The 26,820-nt window shown below is 36.4% G+C and carries 23 protein-coding genes, 4 tRNA genes and 1 pseudogene; 9 read left to right on the top strand and 19 right to left on the bottom strand.

Translation table 11 applies throughout. The features are described 5' to 3' along the window. Nucleotides 1-154 precede the first annotated feature (154 nt). A complete protein-coding gene (locus tag PF272_RS01325) occupies nt 155-1,813 on the top strand; it encodes a putative transporter (protein ID WP_271141352.1) in 1,659 nt (552 codons plus the stop codon). A gap of 128 nt (nt 1,814-1,941) precedes the next feature. Here PF272_RS01325 and tehA read toward each other — a convergent pair whose 3' ends face one another. From tehA to PF272_RS01300, 5 genes are all read right to left on the bottom strand, one after another. After that, nucleotides 1,942-2,895: a dicarboxylate transporter/tellurite-resistance protein TehA gene (tehA, locus tag PF272_RS01320; protein ID WP_271141351.1), complete on the bottom strand. Its 954-nt coding sequence runs from the start codon at nt 2,893-2,895 to the stop codon at nt 1,942-1,944. A gap of 242 nt (nt 2,896-3,137) precedes the next feature. Beyond that, nucleotides 3,138-4,388 (bottom strand): ATP-dependent protease ATP-binding subunit ClpX, encoded by a 1,251-nt coding sequence (gene clpX / locus PF272_RS01315; RefSeq protein ID WP_271141350.1) that lies wholly within the window; start codon nt 4,386-4,388, stop codon nt 3,138-3,140. Between the two features lie 11 nt (nt 4,389-4,399). Then, nucleotides 4,400-4,987, bottom strand: a complete 588-nt coding sequence (clpP, locus tag PF272_RS01310; RefSeq protein WP_065237866.1) for an ATP-dependent Clp endopeptidase proteolytic subunit ClpP — start codon at nt 4,985-4,987, stop codon at nt 4,400-4,402. A 112-nt stretch (nt 4,988-5,099) separates the two neighbouring features. Then, nucleotides 5,100-6,401, bottom strand: coding sequence for a trigger factor (tig, locus tag PF272_RS01305; RefSeq protein WP_065233976.1), 1,302 nt, complete (start codon nt 6,399-6,401; stop codon nt 5,100-5,102). Between the two features lie 200 nt (nt 6,402-6,601). Continuing rightward, nucleotides 6,602-7,141: a cytochrome b gene (locus PF272_RS01300; protein WP_271141349.1), complete on the bottom strand. Its 540-nt coding sequence runs from the start codon at nt 7,139-7,141 to the stop codon at nt 6,602-6,604. A 113-nt stretch (nt 7,142-7,254) separates the two neighbouring features. Here PF272_RS01300 and PF272_RS01295 point away from each other — a divergent pair, with 113 nt between their 5' ends. Beyond that, nucleotides 7,255-8,070, top strand: a complete 816-nt coding sequence (locus PF272_RS01295; RefSeq protein WP_271141348.1) for an NAD-dependent epimerase/dehydratase family protein — start codon at nt 7,255-7,257, stop codon at nt 8,068-8,070. Nucleotides 8,071-8,104: 34 nt separating this feature from the next. Here the strand turns inward: PF272_RS01295 and PF272_RS01290 are convergent. The 6 genes from PF272_RS01290 to nagB form a co-directional block, all read right to left on the bottom strand. Continuing rightward, a tRNA-Gln gene (locus PF272_RS01290) sits at nt 8,105-8,179 on the bottom strand. 32 nt (nt 8,180-8,211) lie between these two features. Next, nucleotides 8,212-8,286 (bottom strand) — tRNA-Gln (locus PF272_RS01285). A gap of 9 nt (nt 8,287-8,295) precedes the next feature. Further along, nucleotides 8,296-8,380, bottom strand: a tRNA-Leu gene (locus PF272_RS01280). 4 nt (nt 8,381-8,384) lie between these two features. After that, nucleotides 8,385-8,461, bottom strand: a tRNA-Met gene (locus tag PF272_RS01275). A 204-nt stretch (nt 8,462-8,665) separates the two neighbouring features. Then, a complete protein-coding gene (nagA, locus tag PF272_RS01270) occupies nt 8,666-9,811 on the bottom strand; it encodes an N-acetylglucosamine-6-phosphate deacetylase (RefSeq protein WP_271141347.1) in 1,146 nt (381 codons plus the stop codon). Beyond that, nucleotides 9,808-10,620, bottom strand: coding sequence for a glucosamine-6-phosphate deaminase (gene nagB, locus PF272_RS01265; RefSeq protein WP_271141346.1), 813 nt, complete (start codon nt 10,618-10,620; stop codon nt 9,808-9,810). The genes nagA and nagB overlap by 4 nt, the downstream gene beginning before the upstream one ends. A 325-nt stretch (nt 10,621-10,945) precedes the next feature. Between nagB and glyQ the strand changes: the two genes are divergently transcribed. From glyQ to glyS, 5 genes are all read left to right on the top strand, one after another. Next, nucleotides 10,946-11,854 carry a glycine--tRNA ligase subunit alpha gene (gene glyQ / locus PF272_RS01260; RefSeq protein ID WP_271141345.1) on the top strand — a complete coding sequence of 303 codons (909 nt, stop codon included), beginning with the start codon at nt 10,946-10,948 and terminating at the stop codon, nt 11,852-11,854. A 32-nt stretch (nt 11,855-11,886) separates the two neighbouring features. Further along, complete coding sequence (locus PF272_RS01255; RefSeq protein ID WP_271141344.1) at nt 11,887-12,504, top strand: glutathione S-transferase family protein; 618 nt, start codon at nt 11,887-11,889, stop codon at nt 12,502-12,504. A 20-nt stretch (nt 12,505-12,524) separates the two neighbouring features. Further along, a complete protein-coding gene (locus PF272_RS01250) occupies nt 12,525-12,794 on the top strand; it encodes a hypothetical protein (protein ID WP_271141343.1) in 270 nt (89 codons plus the stop codon). Nucleotides 12,795-12,908: 114 nt separating this feature from the next. Further along, nucleotides 12,909-13,490: a hypothetical protein gene (locus PF272_RS01245; protein WP_271141342.1), complete on the top strand. Its 582-nt coding sequence runs from the start codon at nt 12,909-12,911 to the stop codon at nt 13,488-13,490. A 34-nt stretch (nt 13,491-13,524) separates the two neighbouring features. Next, on the top strand, nt 13,525-15,594 hold the full coding sequence (gene glyS, locus PF272_RS01240) for a glycine--tRNA ligase subunit beta (RefSeq protein WP_271141341.1): 2,070 nt from the start codon (nt 13,525-13,527) through the stop codon (nt 15,592-15,594). A gap of 46 nt (nt 15,595-15,640) precedes the next feature. On the opposite strand, the gene PF272_RS01235 is transcribed toward glyS, so the two are convergent. From PF272_RS01235 to nhaB, 6 genes are all read right to left on the bottom strand, one after another. Continuing rightward, complete coding sequence (locus PF272_RS01235; protein ID WP_271141340.1) at nt 15,641-16,180, bottom strand: gamma carbonic anhydrase family protein; 540 nt, start codon at nt 16,178-16,180, stop codon at nt 15,641-15,643. Between the two features lie 59 nt (nt 16,181-16,239). After that, on the bottom strand, nt 16,240-17,097 hold the full coding sequence (menB, locus tag PF272_RS01230) for a 1,4-dihydroxy-2-naphthoyl-CoA synthase (RefSeq protein ID WP_271141339.1): 858 nt from the start codon (nt 17,095-17,097) through the stop codon (nt 16,240-16,242). A gap of 16 nt (nt 17,098-17,113) precedes the next feature. Then, nucleotides 17,114-17,842, bottom strand: coding sequence for a 2-succinyl-6-hydroxy-2,4-cyclohexadiene-1-carboxylate synthase (menH, locus tag PF272_RS01225; protein WP_271141338.1), 729 nt, complete (start codon nt 17,840-17,842; stop codon nt 17,114-17,116). A 6-nt stretch (nt 17,843-17,848) separates the two neighbouring features. Continuing rightward, nucleotides 17,849-20,104: an ATP-binding protein gene (locus tag PF272_RS01220; RefSeq protein WP_271141337.1), complete on the bottom strand. Its 2,256-nt coding sequence runs from the start codon at nt 20,102-20,104 to the stop codon at nt 17,849-17,851. A gap of 76 nt (nt 20,105-20,180) precedes the next feature. Beyond that, nucleotides 20,181-20,723 (bottom strand): disulfide bond formation protein DsbB, encoded by a 543-nt coding sequence (dsbB, locus tag PF272_RS01215; RefSeq protein ID WP_271141336.1) that lies wholly within the window; start codon nt 20,721-20,723, stop codon nt 20,181-20,183. Between the two features lie 13 nt (nt 20,724-20,736). Beyond that, nucleotides 20,737-22,293 (bottom strand): Na(+)/H(+) antiporter NhaB, encoded by a 1,557-nt coding sequence (gene nhaB, locus PF272_RS01210; RefSeq protein ID WP_271141335.1) that lies wholly within the window; start codon nt 22,291-22,293, stop codon nt 20,737-20,739. Nucleotides 22,294-22,585: 292 nt separating this feature from the next. Between nhaB and fadR the strand changes: the two genes are divergently transcribed. Both fadR and gapA read left to right on the top strand, forming a co-directional pair. Beyond that, entirely contained in the window at nt 22,586-23,308 is a 723-nt protein-coding gene (fadR, locus tag PF272_RS01205; RefSeq protein WP_271141334.1) for a fatty acid metabolism transcriptional regulator FadR, read from the top strand. A 181-nt stretch (nt 23,309-23,489) separates the two neighbouring features. Then, a complete protein-coding gene (gene gapA, locus PF272_RS01200) occupies nt 23,490-24,485 on the top strand; it encodes a glyceraldehyde-3-phosphate dehydrogenase (RefSeq protein ID WP_065233993.1) in 996 nt (331 codons plus the stop codon). 68 nt (nt 24,486-24,553) lie between these two features. Here the strand turns inward: gapA and uxaC are convergent, their stop codons facing one another. Then, nucleotides 24,554-25,957, bottom strand: coding sequence for a glucuronate isomerase (gene uxaC, locus PF272_RS01195; RefSeq protein ID WP_271141333.1), 1,404 nt, complete (start codon nt 25,955-25,957; stop codon nt 24,554-24,556). Between the two features lie 2 nt (nt 25,958-25,959). Beyond that, nucleotides 25,960-26,806 (bottom strand): annotated as a pseudogene (locus PF272_RS01190) (SDR family oxidoreductase). Between the last annotated feature and the right edge of the window lie 14 nt (nt 26,807-26,820).

Raw genomic sequence — 26,820 nt, 5'->3', positions numbered from 1 at the left:
TTATATGATGACTTATATTATTTTGCCTACAGACAACAATTTAAGCAAAAAATTTCTAAAAAAGTTGTAAAAAATTGCCTTGCCTCAGTTTTTTTCTTAATAGAAAGCAATATAATTTTACCAGTTTTATTTTTAACTATTAAGGAGTAGTTGTATGAGTGATATTGCTATCACTATCAGTCTCCTATCGTTAGTTGCTGTACTTGGATTATGGATAGGACACTGGAAAATAAGAGGGGTCGGTCTTGGGATCGGTGGGGTATTGTTTGGTGGAATATTGGTATCACATTTCACAACACAATATGGGATTACACTAGATGCGCATACTATGCATTTTGTGCAAGAATTTGGATTAATCCTGTTTGTTTATACTATCGGGATTCAAGTCGGACCAGGTTTCTTCTCTTCATTACGATCATCAGGCTTAAAACTCAATTTATTCGCCATGATGATCGTTTTTTTAGGTGCATTATTAGTCGTCATTCTCTATAAACTGTTTGGCTTAGAATTACCTGTTATTTTAGGTATTTTCTCTGGTGCAGTGACCAATACACCATCGCTAGGTGCGGGACAACAAATCCTCGCTGAACTTGGTTTTATGAATATTACTGAAACAATGGGTACAGCGTATGCAATGGCATATCCATTTGGTATTTGTGGTATTTTATTAACTATGTGGCTGATTCGCTTATTCTTTAAAGTGAAAATTGATCAGGAAGCGGCGGCGTTTGAACGTGAAATGAATCACGATAAAGAAACCTTACACGCTATCAATGTTAGAGTAACGAATCCGAATTTAGAAGGACTTCGTATTTGTGAAATTCCGGGATTGGAAGTTAAAGAGGTGATTTGTTCTCGCTTGAAACGTGGTGATACTTTATTGGTGCCAAAAGATGACACTATTGTGAATTTACATGATTATCTGCATTTAGTGGGGGAGCCGGCTGAATTACACCGTGTGCAATTAGTCGTTGGTGAATTGGCTGGTAGTGAATTATTAACTACGCGTGGTACTGATTTACGTACTGTGCGTGTTGTGGTGACGAATGAACAAGTATTAGGGAAGAAGATTCGTGATCTCAATATTCATCAAAAATATGAAGTAGTGATTTCTCGTTTAAACCGTGCTGGGGTTGAATTGGTACCAAGCCAAAATACCAGTTTACAATTTGGGGACGTTTTAAATCTTGTTGGACGTTTAGATGCGATTGAAGCAGTTACCTCAATTATTGGAAATGCACAACAAAAATTACAACAAGTACAAATGTTACCAGTATTTATTGGGATTGGTTTAGGGGTATTACTTGGTTCTATTCCTGTACAAATTCCGGGCTTCCCAGTAGCATTAAAACTTGGACTTGCTGGTGGACCTTTAGTAGTTGCATTAATTTTGGCAAGAATTGGTAGTATCGGAAAACTTTACTGGTTTATGCCACCGAGTGCAAACTTGGCGTTACGTGAAATCGGGATTGTGTTGTTCCTTTCCGTTGTTGGTTTGAAATCAGGTGGGAACTTCCTTGAATCCTTAATTGATGGTGATGGTGGTGAATGGGCACTTTATGGGATGTTAATTACATTTATCCCACTATTTATTACCGGGGTTGTGGCAAGAATCTATGGTAAATTGAATTATTTGACTATTTGTGGTTTGCTTGCAGGTTCAATGACCGATCCTCCAGCATTAGCATTTGCCAATGCGATGAAAGAAGAAAGCGGTGCAGCAGCACTTTCTTATGCAACCGTTTATCCGTTAGTGATGTTCTTACGGATTATCTCGCCTCAGTTATTAGCGATATTGTTGTTCGCACTATAAAATAGTTCTGATGAAAAATAGCCTAATTCAATGAGTTAGGCTATTTTCAGGTAATGACAAAACTTAAGTAAATAATCAAGGTAGTTATTTTTTAATTATAAAAAATGCGGTATAAGAACCGCATTTTTCTATTGAATAGGAAAGAATTTTCCTATAATAATCTGTTTTAATGTACCTAAAGTTAAAAATATTATAATGATATTCCCTAAAATAAAAAATAAATAGCCAAGTATATCTAGTTGAAATTCGGTAGTATGTATTAGATAGACTCCAACTGTTGCCATTGCTGCTGCACCAAATGAAAATGCCCACAGTGAAATTTTAAAGCTATTGTTTATAATCCAGGGTAGTAAACGAAATAAAAATAATAGCTGTAACATACCATAGCCAATAATGGCGAGAACGAAATAATCTATATGACCATCAACAATGTGTAAGTAAGTATTGGCAGCAACGAAAGCCGGAGCGAGTTGAATCCCTAATGTTGGGCGTAAACCTTCTTCAATACTAGAACTATTGCGTAGGCGTTGTAAAATTGCAGGTTCTAATGTAATCCAAGAAATCATTCCCATACCAAAAAAGATTACTGCATATTGGGTTAAACTTAATGAAGTTAAGGCGATAGCACTAACAAAATTGGCGGCAACAGTGGGTAAATAGAGGATAGGTGTGGTGGCGTCAAAAGGATGATTACCTTTCCATAATCCAGCGGCACGGTAAGTAGAAAATGCTAGTTGTAAGATTGTGCCAATAAAAATTAGACTAGTAGATATACTGGGTAAAATAAAAGGTTTTATGCTTAAACTAAATAATAGTAGTGTTATAGGTAAAAGACTAAAAAAACAACACTGAATTTGATTTAAGAATTCATTTTTTACACTTTCTTGTCGAGCAATGATCTTAATTAAGTAAAGTAAGATAAATAGGAACCATATAATTGATGTGCTAGCTAATAGGCTAGACGATATAATATTTGATAATTGCTTACTTTGTTCAAATTGTTTCCAAGCGAGACCTAAAGCAAATAGCCCTAAGGTAATACTGAAATAACTAATTGGTAAATTAATAAATTTCTTATTCATATTAAATCCAAATGTTTATTAAATAGGATATATATTCTGATCTAAAATATACTTTTCTTCTCTATGAAAAGACTTGAGAAATCATCAAAATGTGTCATTTATGATAGATATTAAATTGAGTATATAAAGGGATATGTCTATTTTTGATATGTAAGGTTCTTTTTAATAAGAATTGTTGATATAACAGAGAGCATTCCTGTCACTACAAAAATGATAAAGTGGGGTAATTTCCCCACTTTAAATTAATACTCTAATTTCGGTAATGACTTATTCTCAATCACATCTTGATCAATTACTACTTTCTTTAAGCCAGTTAAAGACGGAAGATCATACATAGTATCGAGTAAGATATTTTCCACAATAGAACGTAAACCACGTGCTCCTGTTTTACGTGCTAATGCTTTTTGTGCAATCGCTTTTAAGGCTTCTGGTGAAAACTCAAGTTCTACATTTTCGAGTTTAAATAGCGCTTGATATTGCTTAATTAATGCATTTTTCGGTACGGTAAGAATATTGATTAATGCTTCTTCATCTAATTCCGCTAAGGTTGCTATTACTGGTAAGCGTCCGACAAATTCAGGAATTAAACCGAATTTAATTAAGTCTTCTGTTTCAACTTGAGCGAAGAGTTCAGTAATATTTTGCTCATCTTGTTTGCTATTGACTTCAGCACTAAAACCAATTCCACGATCTTTGTGAGTTCGTTTACCGATAATCTTATCAAGTCCAGCAAATGCCCCACCACAGATAAATAGAATTTTTGAGGTATCTACTTTTAAAAACTCTTGTTGTGGATGTTTACGACCGCCTTGTGGTGGTACAGAAGCAACTGTTCCCTCAATTAATTTTAATAAGGCTTGTTGCACACCTTCACCTGAGACATCACGAGTAATTGATGGATTTTCTGATTTACGTGAAATCTTATCAATTTCATCAATATAGATAATGCCTCTCTCTGCTTTATCTGTATCGTATTCACAGTTTTGTAAAAGGCGTTGGATAATATTTTCTACATCTTCGCCTACATAACCAGCTTCAGTTAATGTTGTTGCATCGGCAATCGCAAAAGGAACATTGAGCTGGCGAGCTAGCGTTTGGGCTAAGAATGTTTTCCCACTTCCAGTTGGTCCAATTAATAAAATATTACTTTTGCCAAGTTCAACATCAAGATCGCTTTCATTACTGCGTAAACGTTTATAGTGGTTATAGACTGCAACAGCTAGGGTCTTTTTTGCTTGATCCTGTCCAATGACATAATTATCTAAATGGGCACGAATTTCGTGCGGAGTAGGAATTGCATCTGATTCAGTTTGATCTGATGATTCTTCTTCTGCGGCTGAATTTGCTTCATCGGACAATAAGTCGTGGCAGGTTTCTACACATTCATTACAGATATAGCCTGAAACGCCAGCAATTAATTTTTCTACTTCATGTTTTTCTTTACCACAAAGAGAACAGTAGAATTTTTCATTATTTTCTGGTTTATCTGACATACTTTACTCACTTATTGATCGCGATGAGTTAATACAGTATCAATCAAGCCATAAGCTTTGGCAGCTTCCGCTGACATAAAGTTATCACGATCAGTATCTTTTTCGATAACCTCTAATGGCTGACCGGTATGGAAAGCTAGGCGTTGATTTAAGGTTTCCTTAATTTTTAAGATCTCTTGTGCATGAATTTGAATATCAGATGCTTGACCTCTAAAACCACCTAATGGTTGGTGAATCATCACACGAGAATGTGGTAAAGCAAAACGTTTACCTGCTGCACCACCGGCAAGAAGGAAGGCTCCCATTGAACAAGCCTGACCGATACAGAGAGTACGTACATCAGGTTTGATAAATTGCATCGTGTCGTAAATTGCCATGCCTGCTGTGACGGAACCACCAGGGGAGTTGATATAGAGATTAATATCTTGATCTGGGTTTTCTGATTCTAAGAATAATAATTGGGCAACGATAAGGTTTGCCATATTATCTTCTACTTCGCCAGTTAAAAAAATAACACGTTCTTTAAGTAATCGAGAATAAATATCGAACGAGCGTTCACCACGTGAAGTTTGTTCGATAACCATAGGGACCAATGCCATATTTTCTCCTGTTGTCAGCAAACCTCAGAATGAGGCAGCAATTAAAAATAGAAAAAGTGCGGTCTAGAATAACCGCACTTAATAGCTTGAATGAAGATTAATTTCGACTGAATTATGCACGAGGTGCGTTCATAATGTCGTCAAAAGATTTTTCAACTTCAGATACTTGTGCTTTCTCAAGAATTACATCAACAGCTTGTTCTTCTAAAACAACATTACGGATGTTGTTAGAAAGTTCTTTGTTTTGGCTGTAGTAATCAACAACTTCTTGTGGTTGTTCGTATGCAGAAGCAATACTTGCAATCATTGCTTTCACACGATCTTCATCCACTTTTAATTCGTTGCTTGAAATGACTTTGCTAAGTAACAAACCAACTTTAACACGACGTTTAGCTTGTTCTTCAAAGATTTCACGTGGTAATTCTAATGCTTGTTGTGCATTACCACCGAAACGTTGTGCAGCTTGTTGACGTAATACATCAACTTCTTGATCAACTGCAGAGCTTGGTACATCAATATCGTTTTGCTCAATTAAACCATCTAATACTTGAGTTTTGATGTTTGCTGTTACTGCATTATCAAGTTCACGTTGCATATTTTTCACGATCTCATTGCGGAGGTCAGCAACTGTTTTAGTGTTTGGACCAAATTTAGCAACAAATTCATCAGTAAGTTCTGGTAATACCATGACTTCTACTTTCTTCAAAGTAATTGCAAATTTCGCTGGTTTACCTTTTAAGTTTTCGGCGTGATATTCTTCTGGGAAAGTAACATCAACATCAAATTGTTCGCCAGCTTTGTGGCCAACAATTCCATCTTCAAAACCAGGAATCATACGACCTTGACCCATGAATAATACGAAGTCAGTTGCTTTACCGCCTTCGAATTCTTCACCATCAATGGTGCCAACAAAATCGATAGTTACACGGCTATCTGCTTGTGCAGCTTCCGCTTTTTCTTCCCAAGTTGCTTGTTGTTTACGTAGAGTATCAACCATTTTATCTACATCAGCATCAGTGATTTTAACAACTGGTTTTTCTACTTTGATATTTTCTAAACCTTTAATTTCAACTTCTGGATAAACTTCAAAAGTTGCAGAGAAAGTAAGGTCTTCACCTACTTTATATTGTTCTGGTGCAAATGTTGGACGGCTTGCTAAGTCAATTTTTTCTTGGATGATAGCATCGAAGAAATGACGTTGCATCACATCAGCTAATACGTCTTGACGAGCAGATGCGCCGAAACGTTTTTCGATAATGCTAGGTGGTACTTTTCCTTTACGGAAACCATCAATACGAGCAGTTTTTGCTACTCTTTTTAATTCTTCACGAACAGCTTGTTCGATTACATCTGCCGGTACGGTAATGCTAATACGGCGTTCTAATCCTTGAGTTGTTTCTACTGAAATTTGCATTTATGCTACCTCAAAAAAATGATTGTACTCGGCAACCTATCTACCGAACACGCAAAAGATAATTATTGATTGTGTACAATAATACGAGTGTATTAAAAAATTGAACGCCCGATTATAGCTTATTCATAAGTAATATGTCGAGAAAGCGAACGATAAAAACGGGTAGTTGTTTATTGTTCGCTCAATTTTACTAAAGGAATTTATTTAGATTTGTGAGGCATCATTCTTAATAAGGTATTATCTTTGACGATATAGTGATGGAATAATGCTGCGATAGCGTGTAAAACGACCAAAGCCATAGCGATATTAACTAATGTTTCATGGATTTCCTTTAAGGTATGCGCTGTTTCTGGATTGGGATTAAAACCAGCAATAATTGGGTAATTCGCAAAAGTGAGATCACTTCCTTTATTTAATACAGTTAAGGCGCCAAAAATTGGAATTAAAATAAAGAAAAGATATAAAGCTAAATGGACGTAGTGGGCAAGTTTAGTTTGCCATACTGGTGGCGTTGGTGTAATTGCTGGTGTCTGTTTTAAATAAAGATGACGAACAATAAGGCGAACGAAGATAATTCCCCAGACACAAATACCAAAGGTATAGTGTGTATTCACCATTAAATCATACCAATCCAAAGTAAGATCTAAATCTTGGGCTTGAATGCTGAAATAGGTAATTAACACGAAAAGTAAGGATAGCCAATGTAAGAAAATTTGAAGTGTTGGGTATTTTGATGGCATAGAAAGCTCCTAGTAGTGATAACAAACATAATCGCTTGTGATTTCATTTTATTGTCTTAGAATGAGGAGAAAATGAGAAACTATTTTGAAGATAAACGCTGGATAAAACAAGTATGAAAAGTGTGGCAATCGTTGGATTAGGCTGGTTAGGTTTCCCTCTTGCACGTTATTTACAAAGTCTAGGTTGGGAAGTGAAGGGAAGTAAGCGAACGCATGAAGGCGTGGAGCAGATGCGGTTACAGCGCGTTGAGAGTTATTATCTGGAACTAACCCCTATGATTAATGCTGATCCTGACGATTTAGAAGCTTTATTAAGTGTAGATAGCCTGATCATTAACATCCCCCCAAGTGAATATTTTTTTGACCTCAATAATTACGTTCTTAGTGTTGAAAATCTGCTTACCGAAGCATTATTACACAATGTGCAACATATTATTTTCATTAGTTCAACTTCGGTTTATCCAATGATTTCTGGTGTTTTTGATGAAGATTATTTACCACATCCTACTTCAGATGTTGGTAAGGCGTTATTAGAGATTGAACAACGATTATGGGAATTGCAAGATATTGATGTGGATATTATTCGTTTTGCAGGCTTAGTGGGTGAAGATAGACATCCAGTACATCATTTATCAGGTAAACAAAATATTCAAGGCGCTCAACAAACCATTAATTTGGTGCATTTAACAGATTGTTTACGCGCGATTCAGCTATTATTAGAAACCCCTTCATATCACCGACGTTATAATTTAGCGGCACCGATCCACCCATTAAAAGCTGAGTATTATACAAAGGCAGCAGAAAAATTAGCATTGCCATTACCACAATTTGCAGAGGAAAGTGAACCAATGGAACGTATCATCTCAGCGGATAAAATTTGCCAAGACTTAGACTTTGTATATCAATATCCAGATCCAGAAATGATGTAATTAAAAACAAGAAAAAGAGTTAAGAAAAGAAAGATGGCTGGGGTACTAGGATTCGAACCTAGGAATGCCGAGATCAAAACCCGGTGCCTTACCGCTTGGCGATACCCCAACAGGAATATAATAAAAGTAGATTTAAGAAGATGGCTGGGGTACTAGGATTCGAACCTAGGGATGCCGAGATCAAAACCCGGTGCCTTACCGCTTGGCGATACCCCAACTTTAAAATGGTGCGGGAAGAGGGACTTGAACCCACACACCTCACGGCGCCAGAACCTAAATCTGGTGCGTCTACCAATTTCGCCATTCCCGCTAACTGGTGGCTATGACGGGATTCGAACCTGTGACCCCAACATTATGAGTGTTGTGCTCTAACCAACTGAGCTACATAGCCATTTGCTTTTGCGGCGCTAATTATGCTGATATATCCTATCCTCGTCAACAACTTTTTTTAGAAAAAAAGATTTTTTAGCTTGTTCGCATAGAGAATAGACAATTTGTTCATTTTTTACAAATTTAATGAATTGATAGAGGAAAAACCATAGAAAAGAGAAAGATTGTGATGAGATTTATTCATCACAATCTATATAGAAAAGAATTAATTAAATAACCACTTACCATTAACAGCGGTACCTAATACCTCAAATTTGTGGTTAAACGCAGTGAGATTTGCAATCTTACCGGCTTCGATACTGCCTAGTTGATGATCAACACGAATTGCTCTTGCCGGGTATAATGTTGCCATACGAATTGCTTCGTCTAAATTGATACCAACTTCATTTACACAATTTTGAATGGCTTCGATCATGGTGACTGCTGAACCGCCAAAGGTGCCATTAGCATCATAACATTTATGATCACGGACATAGACAGTCTTACCGACAAATTGGAATGATTCAATATCTGCCCCGGCTGCGGCAGTGGCATCAGAGACTAAACATAATTTATCTTGTTTACACTGTTTAGCGATGCGCACATTACCATAAGTGACGTGTAAGCCATCTACAATAATGCCAGTATAAACATTAGGATTATCTAACACAGCACCCACTACTCCCATATTTCGACCAGAGGAAACCGGCGACATTGCATTATGTAGGTGAGTTGCAAAGGTAGCACCTTGAGCAAAACGTTGCGTTGCTACTTCACTGCTTGCATTAGAGTGACCAATCGAAACAATAATTCCTTTATTAATAAATTGTGGAATAAAATCAGCGGTTGGATTTTCTGCTGCAATAGTTATTTTGCTAATAACCTCTGCGTTATCACATAAGAATGCTAACATTTCATCAGAAATTTCACGAATAAACTCCTCGCGATGGACGCCTTTTTTCTCTTTGCTGAGATAAGGGCCTTCCAAATGTAGGCCTAATGCTTGATTTTTATGCTTCGCTAAATAGTCACGCATTACAGTAATAGCGTGCTTCATTTCTTCATCAGGTGCAGTAATAAAAGTAGGTAAAAAGCTAGTTGTCCCTGATTTGAGATTGGTTGCCTGCATAATTTCTAAGGTTTTAACAGAGCAATTATCATTAAACATTACTCCACCACAACCATTAAGTTGCAGGTCAATAAAGCCAGCCGATAAGTTAGCGCCGTTCAGATCAATTTGTTGAAGATTCGCCGGCAGATCTTGCTGTTTTACTATATTTTCAATTTTGTCTTCATTGATGATAACTGCGTGATCATACAATATTTGCGAGCCAGTATAGATAACGCAATTAGTTAATGCATATTGTTTCATTTTAATTCCCTTACACTGTGAATAGCGTGTGATTCTAGTTCTTTAAAGTATTTAACTGTTTTCACTTTTAATTCTTGGGTAGCAGCTTCATCACAAACAAAAATTGCACGACTATGCATTTGTAATGCACTGATTGTCCAAAGATGATTTACTGCCCCTTCAACTCCAGCTTGTAATGCTAGGGCTTTACGATAACCAGTGATTAATAACATTACTTCTTCAGCATCTAATAATGTACCAACACCAATTGTTAATGCATATTTTGGTACTTGGTTAATATCATTATTAAAGAAACGTGAATTCGCAATCAGGGTATCTTCATTTAATGTTTTAATACGGGTACGAGAAGATAGAGATGAGCCTGGTTCGTTAAATGCGATATGACCATCTTCACCTACACCGCCCATAAATAAGTGAATTTTACCGTAAGATTTAATTTTATCTTCATAACGTTGGCATTCTGCATCATGGTCATCAGTATTGCCGTTAAGAATATTAATATTTTCGTGTGGGATATCAACATGATTGAAGAAGTTATTGAACATAAAAGAGTGATAACTTTCAGGATGTTCTTTTGGTAATCCTACATATTCATCCATATTAAAAGTAACAACATGTTTAAAACTGACTTCCCCTTGTTGATAAAGTTTGATTAATTCTTTATAGGTGGCGAGAGGGGTACCGCCAGTTGGTAAACCTAAAACGAAAGGACGTTCTGCAGTTGGAGCAAAACGATTGATACTATCGACAATATGGCGAGCTGCCCATTTAGCAACTTGTTGATCGTTTTGTAATGGAATAAGACGCATAAGATGGCTCCTTGTTTAATTGATAAATTTTAAAATAAAACTTCATTATTTTTATTATAACATTAATTTTGCTCCAAAGTTCATTTTTTCTTAGTTTTTGCAGAATGTTTTTTGTGCAGGAAATGGTAGATTTTTATTCAATATTGTTTGCATTTAAAAATTAAAAAATGGTGAAGATAATCTGCTCAAAAATACTTTTTGCTAGAAGTATTCTGGATTAAAATAGCATATAAAAATCAGAGGATGCTAGCTGCTTTAGCCTACTCAATCCAATAAAAATCAAGTAGAATATGCGAATTTATGTAAACTGATCGAAGATTTTATTATGACTACACAATTTAATATCAAAACATTCCAAGGCATGATCTTGGCGTTACAATCATATTGGGCAGAACAAGGTTGTACGATTGTGCAGCCGTTTGATATGGAAGTTGGTGCAGGAACATCGCACCCGATGACGGCATTACGTGCATTAGGCCCAGAACCAATGGCATTTGCTTATGTACAACCTTCTCGCCGTCCAACTGATGGTCGTTATGGGGAAAATCCAAACCGTTTACAACACTACTATCAGTTCCAAGTAGTAATTAAACCTTCACCAGACAATATCCAAGAACTTTATTTAGGTTCGTTAAAAATGCTTGGCTTTGATCCAACCCAAAATGATATCCGTTTTGTTGAAGATAACTGGGAAAATCCAACTTTAGGTGCATGGGGGCTTGGTTGGGAAGTATGGCTAAATGGTATGGAAGTGACACAATTTACTTATTTCCAACAAGTCGGTGGTTTGGAGTGCAGACCAGTGACAGGTGAAATTACCTATGGTTTAGAACGTTTGGCAATGTATATTCAAGGTGTGGACAGTGTTTATGATCTTGTTTGGTCAGATGGGCCATTAGGTAAAACAACATATGGTGATGTGTTCCATCAAAATGAAGTAGAGCAATCAACATATAACTTTGAATATGCTGATGTTGACTTCTTATTTAAATGTTTTGAGCAATATGAAAAAGAAGCACAATACTTACTCTCTTTAGAGAAACCGTTACCATTGCCAGCTTATGAAAGAATTTTAAAAGCTGCACATAGTTTTAACTTGCTGGATGCACGTAAAGCGATTTCAGTAACTGAACGCCAACGTTATATTTTACGAATTCGTGCACTAACAAAAGGTGTTGCCGAAGCCTATTATGCAAGCCGCGAAGCATTAGGTTTCCCTGGTTGCAAAAAATAATTTCTAACCCTTTAATGATGAGGAGAATGAAGATGAAACTTTGGTATTCCACAACAAGTGCTTTCGCTCGTAAAGCAAGAGCAACATTACAATATCATCAACTCGAAGATCAGATTGAATTATTAAAAATCACCAACTCATTTGATCCTAACTCTCCTCATAATAAAGATAATCCATTAGGCAGAATCCCTGGTTTACAAATGGAAAATGGTGAATGGCTGTTTGGGAGTTTATTGATTAGTGAATACTTGGATAGTATCGGTTCACAACTGACATTATTTCCAATGAATGGTAAACGCTGGCAAGTTTTGGCACTCCATGCGTTGGTAGAAGGTATTTTGGAAAATACCACTCCGACTATTGTGGCTGAACGTCGTTTTCGCCCTGAAAATGAGTGGTGGACAGCAAGACACCAACAACTAATGGAAAGAAATATCCGTAGTTTTGTGCAGCTTGAAGAAAAGCTTGCTCAGTTTGGTGATGAATTAAATATTGGTACATTAAGCGCCGTCTGTTTAATTGATTGGTGGACATTCCGCTTAGAAAATACCGGATTTAACTTAGCGGAACATTTTCCTAAATTAGTCGCATGGGCAGCGAAAATGGATGAGAAATATCCTTGCCTGCAAGCAACAAAACCAACAGCATAAACAATTTTAGGATGATCAAAATGACAAAACCGGTTTTATTTTTTGCCCATCTTTGCCATGATACAGCGCCTTTTGTGGCAGAGTTATCCCGCTTAAGTGTGGAATATGAAAGTGTTAGTATTTTGGAGAGTATGGCAAATCTGAAACGTTTTTTACGTTTACGTGATCAGCATTCGGCTTTCGATGCTGTGAAAGCGAATGGTTATGCAGGTGTTCCAGCATTAGTTGTTGGTGATGATGTGATTTTAGATATTGAGCGACTTGCAGTTTATTTTTCACCAAAAGTGTAATCGTGAATTACAGCAACATTGATAGAAGATAGCTTATTACAAGCGATAAATTAGCTAAACCAATATCGATAGTGGAATATCGATATGAGCCTCAATAGGACTTGGAGATATACAATGAAGAAAGTTATCTTTTCTTTTTTACTTTTGAGCAGTTCTTTGGTGAGTGCGAAAAGTGTGCAATACAGTGTAAAAGATCTTTATGGTGATTGGCATTGCCAAATTGAACATAAAGATCATAATGCAAAAGTTTTAGCAGATTATCGATTGCATAAGAATGGAACAGCTCAGATTTTTTCGATGTTAATGTTTCCAGCAAAGGAATTGCCTGATGCTAAGTTTCTGAGCATCTTGTATTACAGCTATGCAATGACTGGAAAATGGGCATTAGTTAATGATGAGATCATAATTAAGATTGAAAATGTGATTAATGTTCAAAATGAAAGTAATTATCTGGCTAAACAAGAAATTGAAAAGAATGCTGAATTAAAACAAATTGCACAGCGATTTGTTGAACAAATTAAACAAAGAAAACTTTCAGGGATAACTGATAAGCAACAGATTCAAATTAAATCCTTTGAAAGAGAGGATAAAGCGAAAGATGCAATGATGATTGCAAATGATAAAACGAAAGGTTTTTGTACAAGACCTTTAAATCCTAAAATTTGGTCTGAAAATTTTAAACAAGTTTTTCCATAAGATATAGATATATTTGTTATTAGAGAACAATAAGATGACAACACAAAACTTCCTCGCCGAAATCGGCACTGAAGAGCTACCACCGAAAGCTCTGAAAAAATTAGCGGTGGCATTTGCAGATAATTTCACTGCGGAGTTAAATAATGCTGGCTTAACTTTTGATAAAGTGGAATGGTTTGCGGCACCACGCCGTTTGGCAGTGAAAGTACATAACTTAATTACTGAACAACCAAGTAAAACGATTGAAAAACGTGGTCCAGCCGTATCAGTAGCATTTGATGCAGAAGGTAAACCGACTAAAGCGGCAGAAGGTTGGGCAAGAGGTTGTGGAATTACAGTTGATCAAGCGGAACGTATCAGTATAGATAAAGGCGAATGGCTATTTTATCAAGTTGTAGAAGCAGGTAAACAAACAAAAGAATTATTAGTGGATTTAGTTGCTAATGCACTGGCGAAATTACCAATTCCTAAACCAATGCGTTGGGGAGATAAAAGTGAGCAATTTATCCGTCCTGTACATACTGTGACATTATTATTTGGTGGTGAGTTAATTGAAGGAACGATCCTTGGTGTAGCAAGTGCACGTACTATTCGTGGACATCGTTTCTTAGGTGAGGCCGAGTTTACGATTGATCATGCTGATCAATATCCACAATTATTAGCAGATAAAGGCAGCGTGATTGCTGATTTTAATCAACGTAAAACCATAATTCGCCGTGATGCAGAACAAGCTGCTGCCAAAGTTGGTGGAGTAGCAGATATTGAAGAAGATCTTTTAGAGGAAGTGACTTCATTAGTTGAGTTCCCAGTGGTGATGACAGCAAAATTTGAAGAGCGCTTCTTAGCTGTTCCAGCAGAAGCCTTGGTTTACACTATGAAAGGGGATCAAAAATATTTCCCAATTTATGATCAAAGTGGCAAGTTATTACCACATTTCATTTTTGTATCAAATATTAATCCAGCCGATCAAAGTGCGGTAATTCAAGGGAATGAAAAAGTTGTACGTCCTCGTTTAAGTGATGCGGAATTCTTCTTTAAAACGGATTTAAAACAACGTTTAGTTGATAACTTACCACGCCTAAAAACCGTATTATTCCAACAACAATTAGGTACATTATTTGATAAAACAGAACGAATTGAGAGATTAAGTGGTGAAATTGCTCAACAAATTGGTGCTAATGTACAACAAGCTCAACGTGCAGGTTTATTGTCAAAATGTGACTTAATGACAAATATGGTATTTGAGTTTACTGATACACAAGGTGTAATGGGAATGCATTATGCTCGCCATGATGGTGAAGATGAAGAAGTTGCGGTTGCGCTAAATGAACAATATATGCCACGTTTTGCTGGTGACGGATTACCGCGTAGTCTCGTGGCTTGTTCTGTTGCTTTAGCGGATAAACTCGATGCCTTAGTGGGAATTTTCGGTATTGGGCAACATCCAAAAGGCGATAAAGACCCGTTTGCGTTACGTCGTGCAGCATTAGGGGTATTGCGAATTATTGTAGAGAAAAATTTACCATTAGATTTAGTCGATTTAACCGAGAAAGCCGCACAATTCTATGGTGATAAATTAACTAATACAGCGGTTGTGAATGATGTTGTTGATTTTATTCTTGGCCGTTTCCGTGCTTGGTATCAAGATGAAGGATACGCAATTGATACCATTCAAGCGGTATTAGCTTGTCGCCCAACTAAACCAGCTGATTTTGATGCACGTGTAAAAGCTGTAAGTCATTTCCGTACTTTAGAGTCGGCACAATCGCTTGCTGCAGCAAATAAACGTGTACAAAACATTCTTTCTAAAGTAGAAGGCGAATTACCTGAGCATATCGATCTTGCATTATGCAAAGAGGCGCAAGAAATCACATTAGCTGAACGTGTTTTAGAATTACAGCGTGAATTGCAACCATTGTTTGAAAAAGGTGATTATCAAACTGCTTTAGATCAACTCGCTGGATTACGTGAAAGTGTGGATAACTTCTTTGATAATGTTATGGTAAATGTGGAAGATGCAAAACTTCGCCAAAATCGTTTAGCATTATTGAAGAATTTACGTGATCTGTTCTTTAAAGTAGCGGATATTTCGTTATTACAATAAATGAGTTTAAGGGAAGGACAAAGGTTCTTCCCTTTTTCATTTCAGTTTAGTCGATTTCTGTTTGTTTATATTCCGCAGCAGTATTCACATAATTTTGAGCTGAGATGCGTAAGAACGTGCGTTCTTCTTCGGTTAATGGACGAATCGCTTTTACTGGAGAGCCTAAATATAAATAACCGCTGGCGAGATGTTTACGAGGAGGTACCAGGCTACCTGCTCCAATTATGACATCATCCTCAATAACAGCATCATCTAAAATAATACTTCCCATGCCAACCAATACTCGGTTACCAATAGTACAGCCATGCAAAGTAACATGATGGCCAATAGTAACATCTTCACCGATATTTAATGGGGAACCTTTGGGATTAGCTTCAGAGGATCGGGTTGTATGCAGAACACTTAAATCCTGTATATTACTACGTGCGCCAATGCGAATATCATTCACATCACCACGTAATACTGCACCGGGCCAAATTGAAACGTCGTCTGCTAACCAAACTTTTCCAATAACAACAGCTGATTCATCAATATAAACACGATCTGCTAACTGTGGGCGATAAGATAAATAATTGCGTATTGCCATAGTGATTCCTGATAAGTGAGATAAAATAATGGTCAGCGTCTGCTGACCATATTGTGTGATTAAGGATTACGTTTGAATTTACTGAAATCTGGTTGGCGTTTTTCGTTGAATGCATTACGCCCTTCTTGACCTTCTTCAGTCATATAGAACAACATCGTTGCATTACCAGCAAGTTCTTGCAATCCTGCCTGACCATCACAATCTGCATTTAATGCCGCTTTTAAGCAGCGTAATGCGATCGGGCTATTTTGCAACATTTCACGACACCAACGTACGGTTTCTTTTTCTAAATCTGCGTAAGGTACAACAGTGTTCACTAGTCCCATATCTAATGCTTCTTGCGCATTGTATTGACGGCAAAGGAACCAAATTTCACGGGCTTTCTTTTGACCTACAATACGTGCCATATATGACGCACCCCAACCACCATCAAAAGAACCTACTTTTGGTCCAGTTTGACCAAAAATTGTATTGTCTGCGGCAATGGTTAAGTCGCACATCATATGTAATACATGACCACCACCGATTGCATAGCCTGCAACCATTGCGACAACTGGTTTTGGACAAGTGCGAATATCACGCTGGAAATCGAGTACATTGAGATGATGTACACCTTGATCATCTTTATAACCGCCGTAATCACCACGGACTTTTTGATCGCCACCAGAACAGAATGCTTTTTCACCTTGACCAGTTAAAACAATAACCCCGATCTTTTCATCAAAGCGAGCATCAGCAAAGGCTTGAATCATCTCTTTTACGGTTTGTGGACGAAATGCATTACGTACTTGAGGACGGTTAATTGTAATTTTGGCAATACCATCAGCAGATTTATGATAAAGAATATCGGTATAACCTGCGCTACAATCTTGCCATTCAACAGGTGCGTATAAAAAGTCTTCGCTTGGATATAACATAATTTTTCCTTTTTTATTAACAAAATAGTGCAGCCAATTTGGTTGCGAATGCGATTGGCTGATGAACGTGTGCATTATGCCCAACTTTCTCAATTAATGTTAGGTTTAATTGATGCTTTTCTGCTAATTGGCGAAATTTTTCATCATTTGCACCACAAAAGTAGTAGAACTTTTCTGGTTGTACCTGAATTTGTTGCCACAAGTCAGGTTGTTTTGCAAGAGACGTGGCTAACAGCATTTGGCTTAATGCAGTTGGTTGATTATTAGCACGAATGTTAATTAAATCTTGGCGTTGTGGTTCAGTGAGATCGGCAAAAACAGGTTGTTGATACCAAGCTTGTAATACTTGTCGAATCGGTTGGGTAGCAAATTGTTCTGCCCACATCGTATCATTTTGCCAACGTAATTCCCGTTCTATTTGAGAGGTTAGTCCTAAATTTGCGCCTTCTAGCACTACTTTTTGTAAGTTATGTACTGGTGTTATAGTTTGTGTAGCAAAATAAGCAGCTAACCGACCACCTAAGGAATAACCAATCAGATAATAGGGTGCTTGACCAACTAATTGTTGAATCTGTTTTGAAAGCCAAATAGCACTTTCTGCAAAATCACTGATTTGAATATGATGATTCGCACCATGACCCGGAAGATCTAGACAGTGGCATTTTACATTGGATAATTGTGTAACTACCGCATGCCAATCTTGTTGTGATCCTAAAAAACCATGTAAAAAGATAAAATGTTGCATATCAATTTAATACTTCTGATCTAGCCAACGTTGTAAGCAATCTGTATGCTGCTGCCATTGTTGTAACAACTCAATTCGTTCAGCTAAATGTTCTTCCCAATCTGCTTCATTACCATCTTGAATATGCTTGCTGATTTCTTGCAACTGTTTTAACCCAACAGAAGAAGCTGCTCCTTTCATTTTATGAGCAATTTCGCATAATGATTGTTTATGTTGAGGATCAGTTAAATAGGCTTGATATTGAGCAGATAACTCTTGTAGATAGTTCGGCATCATAGAGGCGAATAAATTTAAGTTATTTTGAATGGTCTTTTTGCCGAGAATATTGGCTAATTCATTTAACATCACGATATCTAATTTTTGCCAAACTTCAGAATCCTTGCTTTTTGTTGGTAGCTCAGTTTCAGTAAAGGTTGGCTCTGCAATAGGCTGAGGTTGTAAATTAAACAGGTGTAATAGACATTGATTAAGAGCCTCTAATGAAAGTGGTTTTTGTAAAACATCATCCATACCATGTTTGAAATAATCTTGTTTATTCGATACAACATTAGCCGTTAACGCCACTAATGGCGGTAAGTAATCATATTTTTCTTGTTCATATTGTTGATGTAAGTATTCGGCAATTTCAAAGCCAGTCATATCAGGGAGATGAATATCGAGCAGAACAAGATCATATTGTTTTTCTTCACACATCTTAATCGCGTCTTTTCCTGTCATAGCAACATCAACGTGATAACCTAATTTTTCTAGGATAGATCGTGCAACAATCACATTAATTTCAATATCTTCCACTAATAAGATAAAAAGATGTTGCAATTCAGGAATAGTGACAATTGGCGGTAGTTTTACAACTTCTTCTGCCTTAAATGTAAAGGTAAAAGTCGAGCCTTTATTTGGTGCACTGCTTACGGTTAAGTTTCCATTCATTAATTTAGCAATGCGTTTTGAAATGGATAAACCAATCCCACTGCCAAGCGCTTTTTGATTACCAGAACGGACTTGATAATACATTGCGAAGATTTTTTTCTGCTCATTCGCCGGAATACCTACCCCTGTATCGGTTAATGCAAAACTATAAGTGTGTTGATCAAGACGAGAGAAACGCAAAGTTAACCCACCAACTGTCGTGAATTTCACAGCATTATTAATCAGATTCCATAAAATTTGTGACACTCGCGCAGAATCTAACATTAAGAAATTAGGTAAGTTGTCATCATATTCTAACTTAAAGTAGAGATTTTTCTGATTTGCCATAAAGGTGGCAAAGTTCTCAATATCACTTAATAAGCGTAGAACATCAGTTTCTTTCTTATATAACTGAATACGGCGAGAATCTAATTTTTCTAAATCAATAATATCGCTAAAGATATGGCCAAGTGAAACAGCACTAACGTTAATTGTATGTAAGTAATTACGTTGTTTTTCATTGAGTTGGCTATCTAAAAGAATTCGGCTTAGCCCGATAATACCATTTAATGGAGTACGTAATTCGTGACTAATGGTTGTCATTAATGTTGATTTATCACGGCTCGCTTTTTCGATAGTTTCTTGATAGCGTTTGTGTTCAGTAATATCCCGACCAAAGCCTAGCAAACAGTGTTGTTGATTAATTTGATCATAATAAGGGACTTTTCTGATTTCAAAACAAGCGACTTTACCGTTTGGATATTTAAACCATTGTTCATAAGTCATACCAATATTATTTTCTAAGACAGCTTTATCTGTACCTTGAATATATTTAGCAATATCAGCAGGGAAAGTTTGTTGAATGGTTAATCCTTGTAGTTCACTTTCACTTTTCCCTGTAAGCAATTCCATAGCACGATTACATTCTAGAAATTTACCACTCTCAGAACGTGAAAACACAAGGTCAGGAGACGCATCGATAAAAGAACGGAGAAAATCGGCTTTTTGTTGTAAAGCGAGTTGAGCTTTGTTTTTTTCTGTAATCTCTTTTTCTAATAGTTTTAGCGTTTCGGAAAGTTCTTGATTGGATTCGTGTAAACGCTGGCGAGAACGTTCAAGTTTTTCCACAATAACATTGAAAAAGTAGATGACGAAAGGTGCAGAGATCAAACCAAAACTGATGGAGCGAATGATATCCATCCAATAGATCTGCCCAGTGACAAAAATGCTGAGAAGAATTTGTACACAGAGTGCAAAAACGGCAAGCACAGCAATGCCAAGCAGAGAAAAACGTAATCTCCCTAGACGAATAACCCAATCAATATATTTTTGCACAGAATGTCTAATATCAAGCATAGTTAATCCTTGGCAGAAATAGATAAAAAGAAAGGATAAATTATGGCTTAAATTTATCCTTTTTGATCATTGAATGTTAATGTTTAAATAAACGTCTTTGGCGTGTTGAATAACCACGTTTAAATTGGCTTAATGCAATAAGTAGCCAAAGTACGATGTAAATCCCGAAAACAACAACTAACCATTGCGGCATAGTATAACCAAGAAAACGCCAAGTGATATCACTACAAGAACCACTTGCTTGGAAAATTTGTGGGAACCATTGATCAAGTGGAAGTGTTTGTGGAAAGTCAGGACGAAATTCACACTGTTTCCAAGGCGCTGGATTAAGTTGTAAATCTACGTGTTCTAGGGCAAGTAATACGCCTTTGATTGCACCCCAGGCACCAACAATAATACCTGCAATACGAAAGAATAATGATGAAGGATAAATGGCACCAATGAGTGCACCAAAAATAATGGTAAGCAATGCTACACGTTCATAAATACACATTACGCAAGGATGTAATCCTAAGCCATGTTGAAAATAAAGCGCAGTACCTTCCAGCGCTAATCCTGATAGCGCCATAATTAGCCACGCTGTTCGAGTTAAAGACCAAGATTTAAATACAGTAAGCATCGCCTATCCTTTATTAATGTACTGGTGGAATATGTGGCGTTGGAATTAATCCCCATTGTGTGAAGAGTGCAGCAAGTTCAGGTAAGAAAAACTCTACGCCAATTAAACCGACAACAGATAACACAATTGTATAAGGTAACGCCATGAGCACCATTCTACCATAAGATAAACGAATTAATGGGGCAAATGATGAAGTTAGCAAAAATAAGAAAGCTGCTTGCCCATTTGGCGTTGCTACAGATGGTAAGTTAGTACCTGTGTTAATAGCAACAGCAATATTTTCAAATTGAGTTAAAGAAATTTTACCTGCTTCTAAAGCTGCTTTTGCTTCATTAATATAAACGGTACCAACGAATACGTTATCTGAAATAGATGACAACAAACCATTAAAGATATAGAACAGGATTAATTGTGAACTTTCGCTAGCGCTTAATACAAATTGGATAATTCCGCCAAATAGGTGCTGATCGATAATCACTGCCACCACAGTAAAGAAAACAACAAGTAAAGCCGTAAATGGTAAAGACTCTTGGAAGGCACGACCAATGGTATGTTCGTCAGTAATACCACAGAATGAAGTTGATAAAATAATGATCGTTAATCCAATTAAACCAACCGCAGCAAGATGGAAGGCTAATCCAATAATCAACCAAACAGCGATCAGTGCTTGTACAAATAATTTGATTCGATCATTACGACTCATTTTTTCACTTTGACTGCGATCTAGAATTGCTAGCACTAACCAAACACGACGAGGCAAATGTGCACCATAGCCAAAGAGCTTAAATTTCTCAAGAGCAAAACAAGTTAATAATCCACAAATTAAGACAGGTACAGTAACCGGTGCCATGCGGAAGAAGAACTCACCAAAATGCCACCCTGCTTGTTCAGCAATAATTAAGTTTTGTGGTTCGCCAACCATAGTCATTACGCCACCTAATGCAGTACCTACACCTGCATGCATCATTAAACTACGTAAAAAAGCACGAAATTCATCTAATGTCTTTTTGGCACTGGTGATTTTATCGTCATTGGTAATATCCGTAGAATCATCAAATTTATTGCCTGATGCAATTTTATGATAAACCCCATAGAAGCCCATACAGACACTAATCACAACGGCAACAACAGTAAGTGCATCAAGGAATGCAGATAAGAATGCAGCACTAATACAAAAAGCTAAAGATAAGGTAATTTTGGAACGAATGGCGAGGAGAAGTTTGGTGAACAGGAATAGTAATAATTGCTTCATAAAGTAAATACCTGCCACCATAAACATCAACAACATAATTACTTCAAAATTCGCCATAATTTCATGCTTAATATGTTCAGGCGTTGTCATACCAATAATGACAGACTCTAATGCAAGCAAACCACCGGGTTGTAAGGGATAACACTTTAACGCCATGGCAAGAGTAAAAATAAATTCTGCAACAAGAAGCCAACCAGCTAGAAAGGGATTAATGTAAAAAATGATAGGGTTAAGGATTAAGCAGCCAATGATAAATAATTTATACCAATTTGGACTCTGCCCTAAAAAATTTTGCATACTTGCTTGCAAATAGGTCATAGCGTCATCTCCATAGACTTTTAGAACATTATTTATTAGTGATGTTGTGTTTTTTTAATTTACAACTGGCTCGATTGTAATACAATCTTGCAGATTTATTCATTCGATATTCGATTTATTTGTGGATGATCAAAGATTTTCGTCTTTTTCGCTTATTCAGTGCATTTTTTAATGCGAAATGCACAAAATATTAGTTATTAAGAAAGTATGTAACCTTTTTTGATTAATGAAAGTCAGTAGAAAAGGTATTATGTATGATCTGTTAGAGTGTAATTAGGAACAAGGTACGATAATGGCAAATAATGATGTCATCAAAGCACATAGCCCTGCAAGATTAGCAGAAGAATACATAATCAGAAGTATTTGGAATAATCATTTTCCACCGGGAAGTGATCTCCCCGCAGAAAGAGAATTAGCCGATAAAATTGGGGTAACACGGACTACTTTGCGAGAAGTATTACAGCGCTTGGCTCGTGATGGTTGGTTGAGTATTCAGCACGGTAAACCAACACGTGTTAATAATATTTGGGAAACATCGGGGCTTAATATTTTAGAAGCGCTGATTAAATTAGATGGTACAAGAGTATCTACTATTATTGCCAATATTTTATCGGCAAGAACAAATATCTCTGCTATTTATATTAGTAAAGCGTTTCGTATTGCAAAAGAGGAGTCATTAGCTGTTTTTGAACCATTAGCTAGACTCAAAGATACAGCGGAAGATTATACTTCTTTTGATTATGAACTTTTCCGTAAACTTGCTTTTGCATCTAATAATCCTGTGTATGGCTTGATTTTAAATAGTCTAAAGAGCTTATATGAGCGGGTAGGGCGTTTCTATTTTTCAAATGCTTTAAGTAGAGAGCTAGCACTTAAGTTTTATTATCAATTACAAAGTATTTGTCAATCTGGAGAGATAGATCAAGTTAGACCTTGTATTCGTCAATATGGTATCGAAAGTGGTCTTATCTGGTCATCTATGCAGCAACATTTACCAGAAAACTTTAATCAATAAAATTTGATGTAGATCACAAAAAAGTTATCTGTTATCTTGCGATTGCACAATGGCGGATTTTCGTAAAAAAGAAGTTTATGCTATAATTCGCCGCAGTTACGTCATGGGAAGTTCTAATTTAATAGGATAAACGTGGCTTAATTAGATTTTTTGTTTAACATTCAATATAGGTAAAAATACTATGGCAATTAAAATTGGTATTAATGGCTTTGGCCGTATCGGTCGTATCGTTTTCCGTGCAGCACAACACCGTGATGACATTGAAGTAGTTGGTATCAACGACTTAATCGATGTTGATTACATGGCGTATATGTTGAAATATGATTCAACTCACGGTCGTTTCGACGGTTCTGTTGAAGTTAAAGATGGTAACTTAGTAGTAAATGGTAAAACAATCCGTGTTACTGCAGAACGTGATCCAGCAAACTTAAAATGGAACGAAATCGGTGTTGATGTTGTTGTTGAAGCAACTGGTTTATTCTTAACTGATGAAACAGCTCGTAAACACATCACTGCTGGTGCGAAAAAAGTTGTTATGACTGGTCCTTCAAAAGACAGCACTCCAATGTTTGTAAATGGTGTTAACTTCGATAGCTATGCTGGACAAGACATCGTTTCTAACGCATCTTGTACAACAAACTGCTTAGCACCAATTGCTAAAGTATTAAATGACAAATGGGGTATCAAAGACGGTTTAATGACAACTGTTCACGCAACTACAGCAACTCAAAAAACTGTAGATGGTCCATCAGCTAAAGACTGGCGCGGTGGTCGTGGTGCTTCTCAAAACATCATCCCATCATCAACTGGTGCTGCTAAAGCTGTAGGTAAAGTTATCCCAGCATTAAATGGTAAATTAACTGGTATGGCATTCCGTGTTCCTACTCCAAACGTATCTGTTGTTGACTTAACTGTAAACTTAGAAAAACCAGCAACTTATGCTGAAATCTGTGCAGAAATGAAACGTGCTTCTGAAAATGAACTTAAAGGTGTTTTAGGTTACACAGAAGATGATGTTGTATCAACAGACTTCAACGGTTGTGCATTAACATCAATCTTTGATGCTAAAGCAGGTATTCAATTAACTGATACTTTCGTTAAAGTAGTTTCTTGGTATGACAACGAAACTGGTTATTCAAACAAAGTATTAGACTTAGTTGCTCATATCTCTAAATAATTGAGTGATTAATCTTTAATCCAATAAAAAACCGCCTTTGTTGGCGGTTTTTTGTTTTTAAAAAAGCATTATTTAAAGTAGTTTTGAGCATTGTTAAAGCAAATATTTTTTATCATATTTCCTAGTAAATCAATATCATTTGGAACTTCACCATTTTCTACCCATTTACCAATCATTTCACATAGAATCCGTCTAAAATATTCATGACGAGTATAAGATAGAAAACTACGAGAATCGGTTAACATACCAATAAATTGACTTAATAAACCTAATTGAGATAGTTGTTGTAATTGACGTTCCATACCATCTTTTTGATCGTTAAACCACCAACCTGAACCAAATTGAATTTTTCCAGGGATTCCTCCAGTTTGGAAATTACCTATCATACTGGCGATCATTTCATTATCTCTAGGGTTTAGACAATAGAGGATTGTTTTTGGTAATTGATTTGTTTGATCTATAAGATCCAATAATTTTGCTAAAGGCTCAGCATAACAACGATCTGCAATAGAATCAAAGCCACTATCTGGACCCAATATATTAAACATTCGAGTATTGTTATTCCGTAAAGCACCAATATGCATTTGCATAACCCAGTTACGTTCTGAGTATTGCTGTGCTAACCATACTAGAATTGCTGTAGTGAATTGAGCTATTTGTAAGTCAGACAAATCTTTGCCTTGCAAGCGATTTTGTAAGATATTGTCTAATGTTTTTTCGTCTGGGATAGGAGCAAAACGAACAATTTCAATACCATGATCAGCAGATTTGCACCCATGTTTATCAAAATGATCTAAACGTTTTATTAGTGCTAGTTTTAAAGTAGAAAAAGAATGAATATCTACGTTACTTACCTCAGACAAATGAGAAATATAATCTATGAAGCCAGACAATTCTATCTTAAATACTTTGTCAGGTCGCCAGCTTGGAACAACTTGAATTTTGAATATTGAATCTTTGGCAATTTGTTGATGATATTCAAGAGAATCGATAGGATCATCAGTAGTGCCTATAAGTTTGACATTCATTTGCTGCAAGATACCTTGTGTAGAAAATTCAGGTTGTTGTAATAATTCATTACATTGATACCAAATTTTCTCAGCAGAATCTGGGTTAAATAGTGTATTTGTTATACCAAAAGGGCGACGTAATTCTAGATGTGTCCAGTGATAGATTGGATTGCCGATACAAAGAGGAACTGTTTTTGCCCAGGCGAGATATTTCTGATAATTGCTAGCTGTACCTGTAATCAAGTCTTCGTGAATACCGGCTGTTCTCATTGCTCGCCATTTGTAATGATCTCCAGCTAACCATATTTCCGTTAGATCATTAAATTGTCGATTCTCAGCAATATCTTTAGGACTTAAATGACAGTGATAATCAAAAATAGGCTGGGATGCGGCATATTGATGATATAACAGAGTTGCAGTTTTAGTGGATAGTAAAAAATCTTCATCCATAAATGATTTCATTATTACACCCCACTATATGCAGAAAAGCCACCGTCAACAGGAATAATCACTCCGTTCACGAAACTAGAATATTGACTATCAATTAAAAAAAGTAATGTTCCTAAAAGTTCTTCAGGTTCACCAAATCGTGCCATTGGGGGTATTAGTTAAAATTTTATTTGCACGAGGAGTTGGATTACCATCATTATCAAATAGTAAGGCCCTATTTTGATTACTTACAAGGAAGCCTGGAGCAATGGCATTACAACGAATACCAACTTTAGAAAAATAAACAGCTAACCATTGAGTAAAATTACTAATTGCTGCTTTTGCACTAGAATAGGCGGGGATCTTAGTGAGAGGAGTGAACGCATTCATACTAGAAATATTAATAATATTGGCTCCTTCTTTTCCGATCATATCTTTAGCAAAGATCTGTGTTGGCAATAATGTTCCTAAGTAATTAAGATTAAATACAAATTCAATACCAGATTTGTCTAAGCTAAAGAATGTTTTTGTATTTTCTGGAAGATTTAATAGATGAAATTCATTGTCTGTTGTGGCTTTTGGATTATTACCACCAGCACCATTGATTAAGATATCGCAGGTACCAAGTTCTTCGTAGATTTTATCTCGAGTTTGTTGAATACTTTCCAATTCTAGTACATTTGTTTTATAAGCTTTTGCGATTCCTCCAGCTTGATTGATTTCATTTGCTACTTGATTAGCAGCATCATAGTTAATATCGAGTAATGCAATTTTAGCTTGAGTTTTTGCAAGTTCCTTAGCAAGGAAAGCGCAGAGAACACCACCAGCACCTGAAATAACTATAAGTTTGTCCTTTAAATTATGATTTTGAGCTATATTCATTCTTAACTCCTTAT

Source organism: Gallibacterium faecale (genome assembly GCF_027920745.1).
GTDB classification, from domain to species: domain Bacteria; phylum Pseudomonadota; class Gammaproteobacteria; order Enterobacterales; family Pasteurellaceae; genus Gallibacterium; species Gallibacterium faecale.
This window is presented reverse-complemented; position numbering and strand designations above follow the sequence as displayed.

Bases quoted from the DNA above. Each gene is read 5' to 3' on its own strand.
- nhaB (WP_271141335.1), bottom strand. From the start codon at position 22,293: ATGACCTATTTGCAAGCAAGTATGCAAAATTTTTTAGGGCAGAGTCCA.
- menH (WP_271141338.1), bottom strand. From the start codon at position 17,842: ATGCAACATTTTATCTTTTTACATGGTTTTTTAGGATCACAACAAGAT.
- gapA (WP_065233993.1), top strand. From the start codon at position 23,490: ATGGCAATTAAAATTGGTATTAATGGCTTTGGCCGTATCGGTCGTATC.
- nagB (WP_271141346.1), bottom strand. From the start codon at position 10,620: ATGCGTCTTATTCCATTACAAAACGATCAACAAGTTGCTAAATGGGCA.
- PF272_RS01250 (WP_271141343.1), top strand. From the start codon at position 12,525: ATGACAAAACCGGTTTTATTTTTTGCCCATCTTTGCCATGATACAGCG.
- tehA (WP_271141351.1), bottom strand. From the start codon at position 2,895: ATGAATAAGAAATTTATTAATTTACCAATTAGTTATTTCAGTATTACC.
- PF272_RS01220 (WP_271141337.1), bottom strand. From the start codon at position 20,104: ATGCTTGATATTAGACATTCTGTGCAAAAATATATTGATTGGGTTATT.
- uxaC (WP_271141333.1), bottom strand. From the start codon at position 25,957: ATGAAATCATTTATGGATGAAGATTTTTTACTATCCACTAAAACTGCA.
- dsbB (WP_271141336.1), bottom strand. From the start codon at position 20,723: ATGCTTACTGTATTTAAATCTTGGTCTTTAACTCGAACAGCGTGGCTA.
- clpX (WP_271141350.1), bottom strand. From the start codon at position 4,388: ATGTCAGATAAACCAGAAAATAATGAAAAATTCTACTGTTCTCTTTGT.
- menB (WP_271141339.1), bottom strand. From the start codon at position 17,097: ATGTTATATCCAAGCGAAGACTTTTTATACGCACCTGTTGAATGGCAA.
- clpP (WP_065237866.1), bottom strand. From the start codon at position 4,987: ATGGCATTGGTCCCTATGGTTATCGAACAAACTTCACGTGGTGAACGC.
- nagA (WP_271141347.1), bottom strand. From the start codon at position 9,811: ATGAAACAATATGCATTAACTAATTGCGTTATCTATACTGGCTCGCAA.
- glyS (WP_271141341.1), top strand. From the start codon at position 13,525: ATGACAACACAAAACTTCCTCGCCGAAATCGGCACTGAAGAGCTACCA.
- PF272_RS01255 (WP_271141344.1), top strand. From the start codon at position 11,887: ATGAAACTTTGGTATTCCACAACAAGTGCTTTCGCTCGTAAAGCAAGA.
- fadR (WP_271141334.1), top strand. From the start codon at position 22,586: ATGGCAAATAATGATGTCATCAAAGCACATAGCCCTGCAAGATTAGCA.
- PF272_RS01300 (WP_271141349.1), bottom strand. From the start codon at position 7,141: ATGCCATCAAAATACCCAACACTTCAAATTTTCTTACATTGGCTATCC.
- glyQ (WP_271141345.1), top strand. From the start codon at position 10,946: ATGACTACACAATTTAATATCAAAACATTCCAAGGCATGATCTTGGCG.
- tig (WP_065233976.1), bottom strand. From the start codon at position 6,401: ATGCAAATTTCAGTAGAAACAACTCAAGGATTAGAACGCCGTATTAGC.
- PF272_RS01235 (WP_271141340.1), bottom strand. From the start codon at position 16,180: ATGGCAATACGCAATTATTTATCTTATCGCCCACAGTTAGCAGATCGT.
- PF272_RS01325 (WP_271141352.1), top strand. From the start codon at position 155: ATGAGTGATATTGCTATCACTATCAGTCTCCTATCGTTAGTTGCTGTA.
- PF272_RS01245 (WP_271141342.1), top strand. From the start codon at position 12,909: ATGAAGAAAGTTATCTTTTCTTTTTTACTTTTGAGCAGTTCTTTGGTG.
- PF272_RS01295 (WP_271141348.1), top strand. From the start codon at position 7,255: ATGAAAAGTGTGGCAATCGTTGGATTAGGCTGGTTAGGTTTCCCTCTT.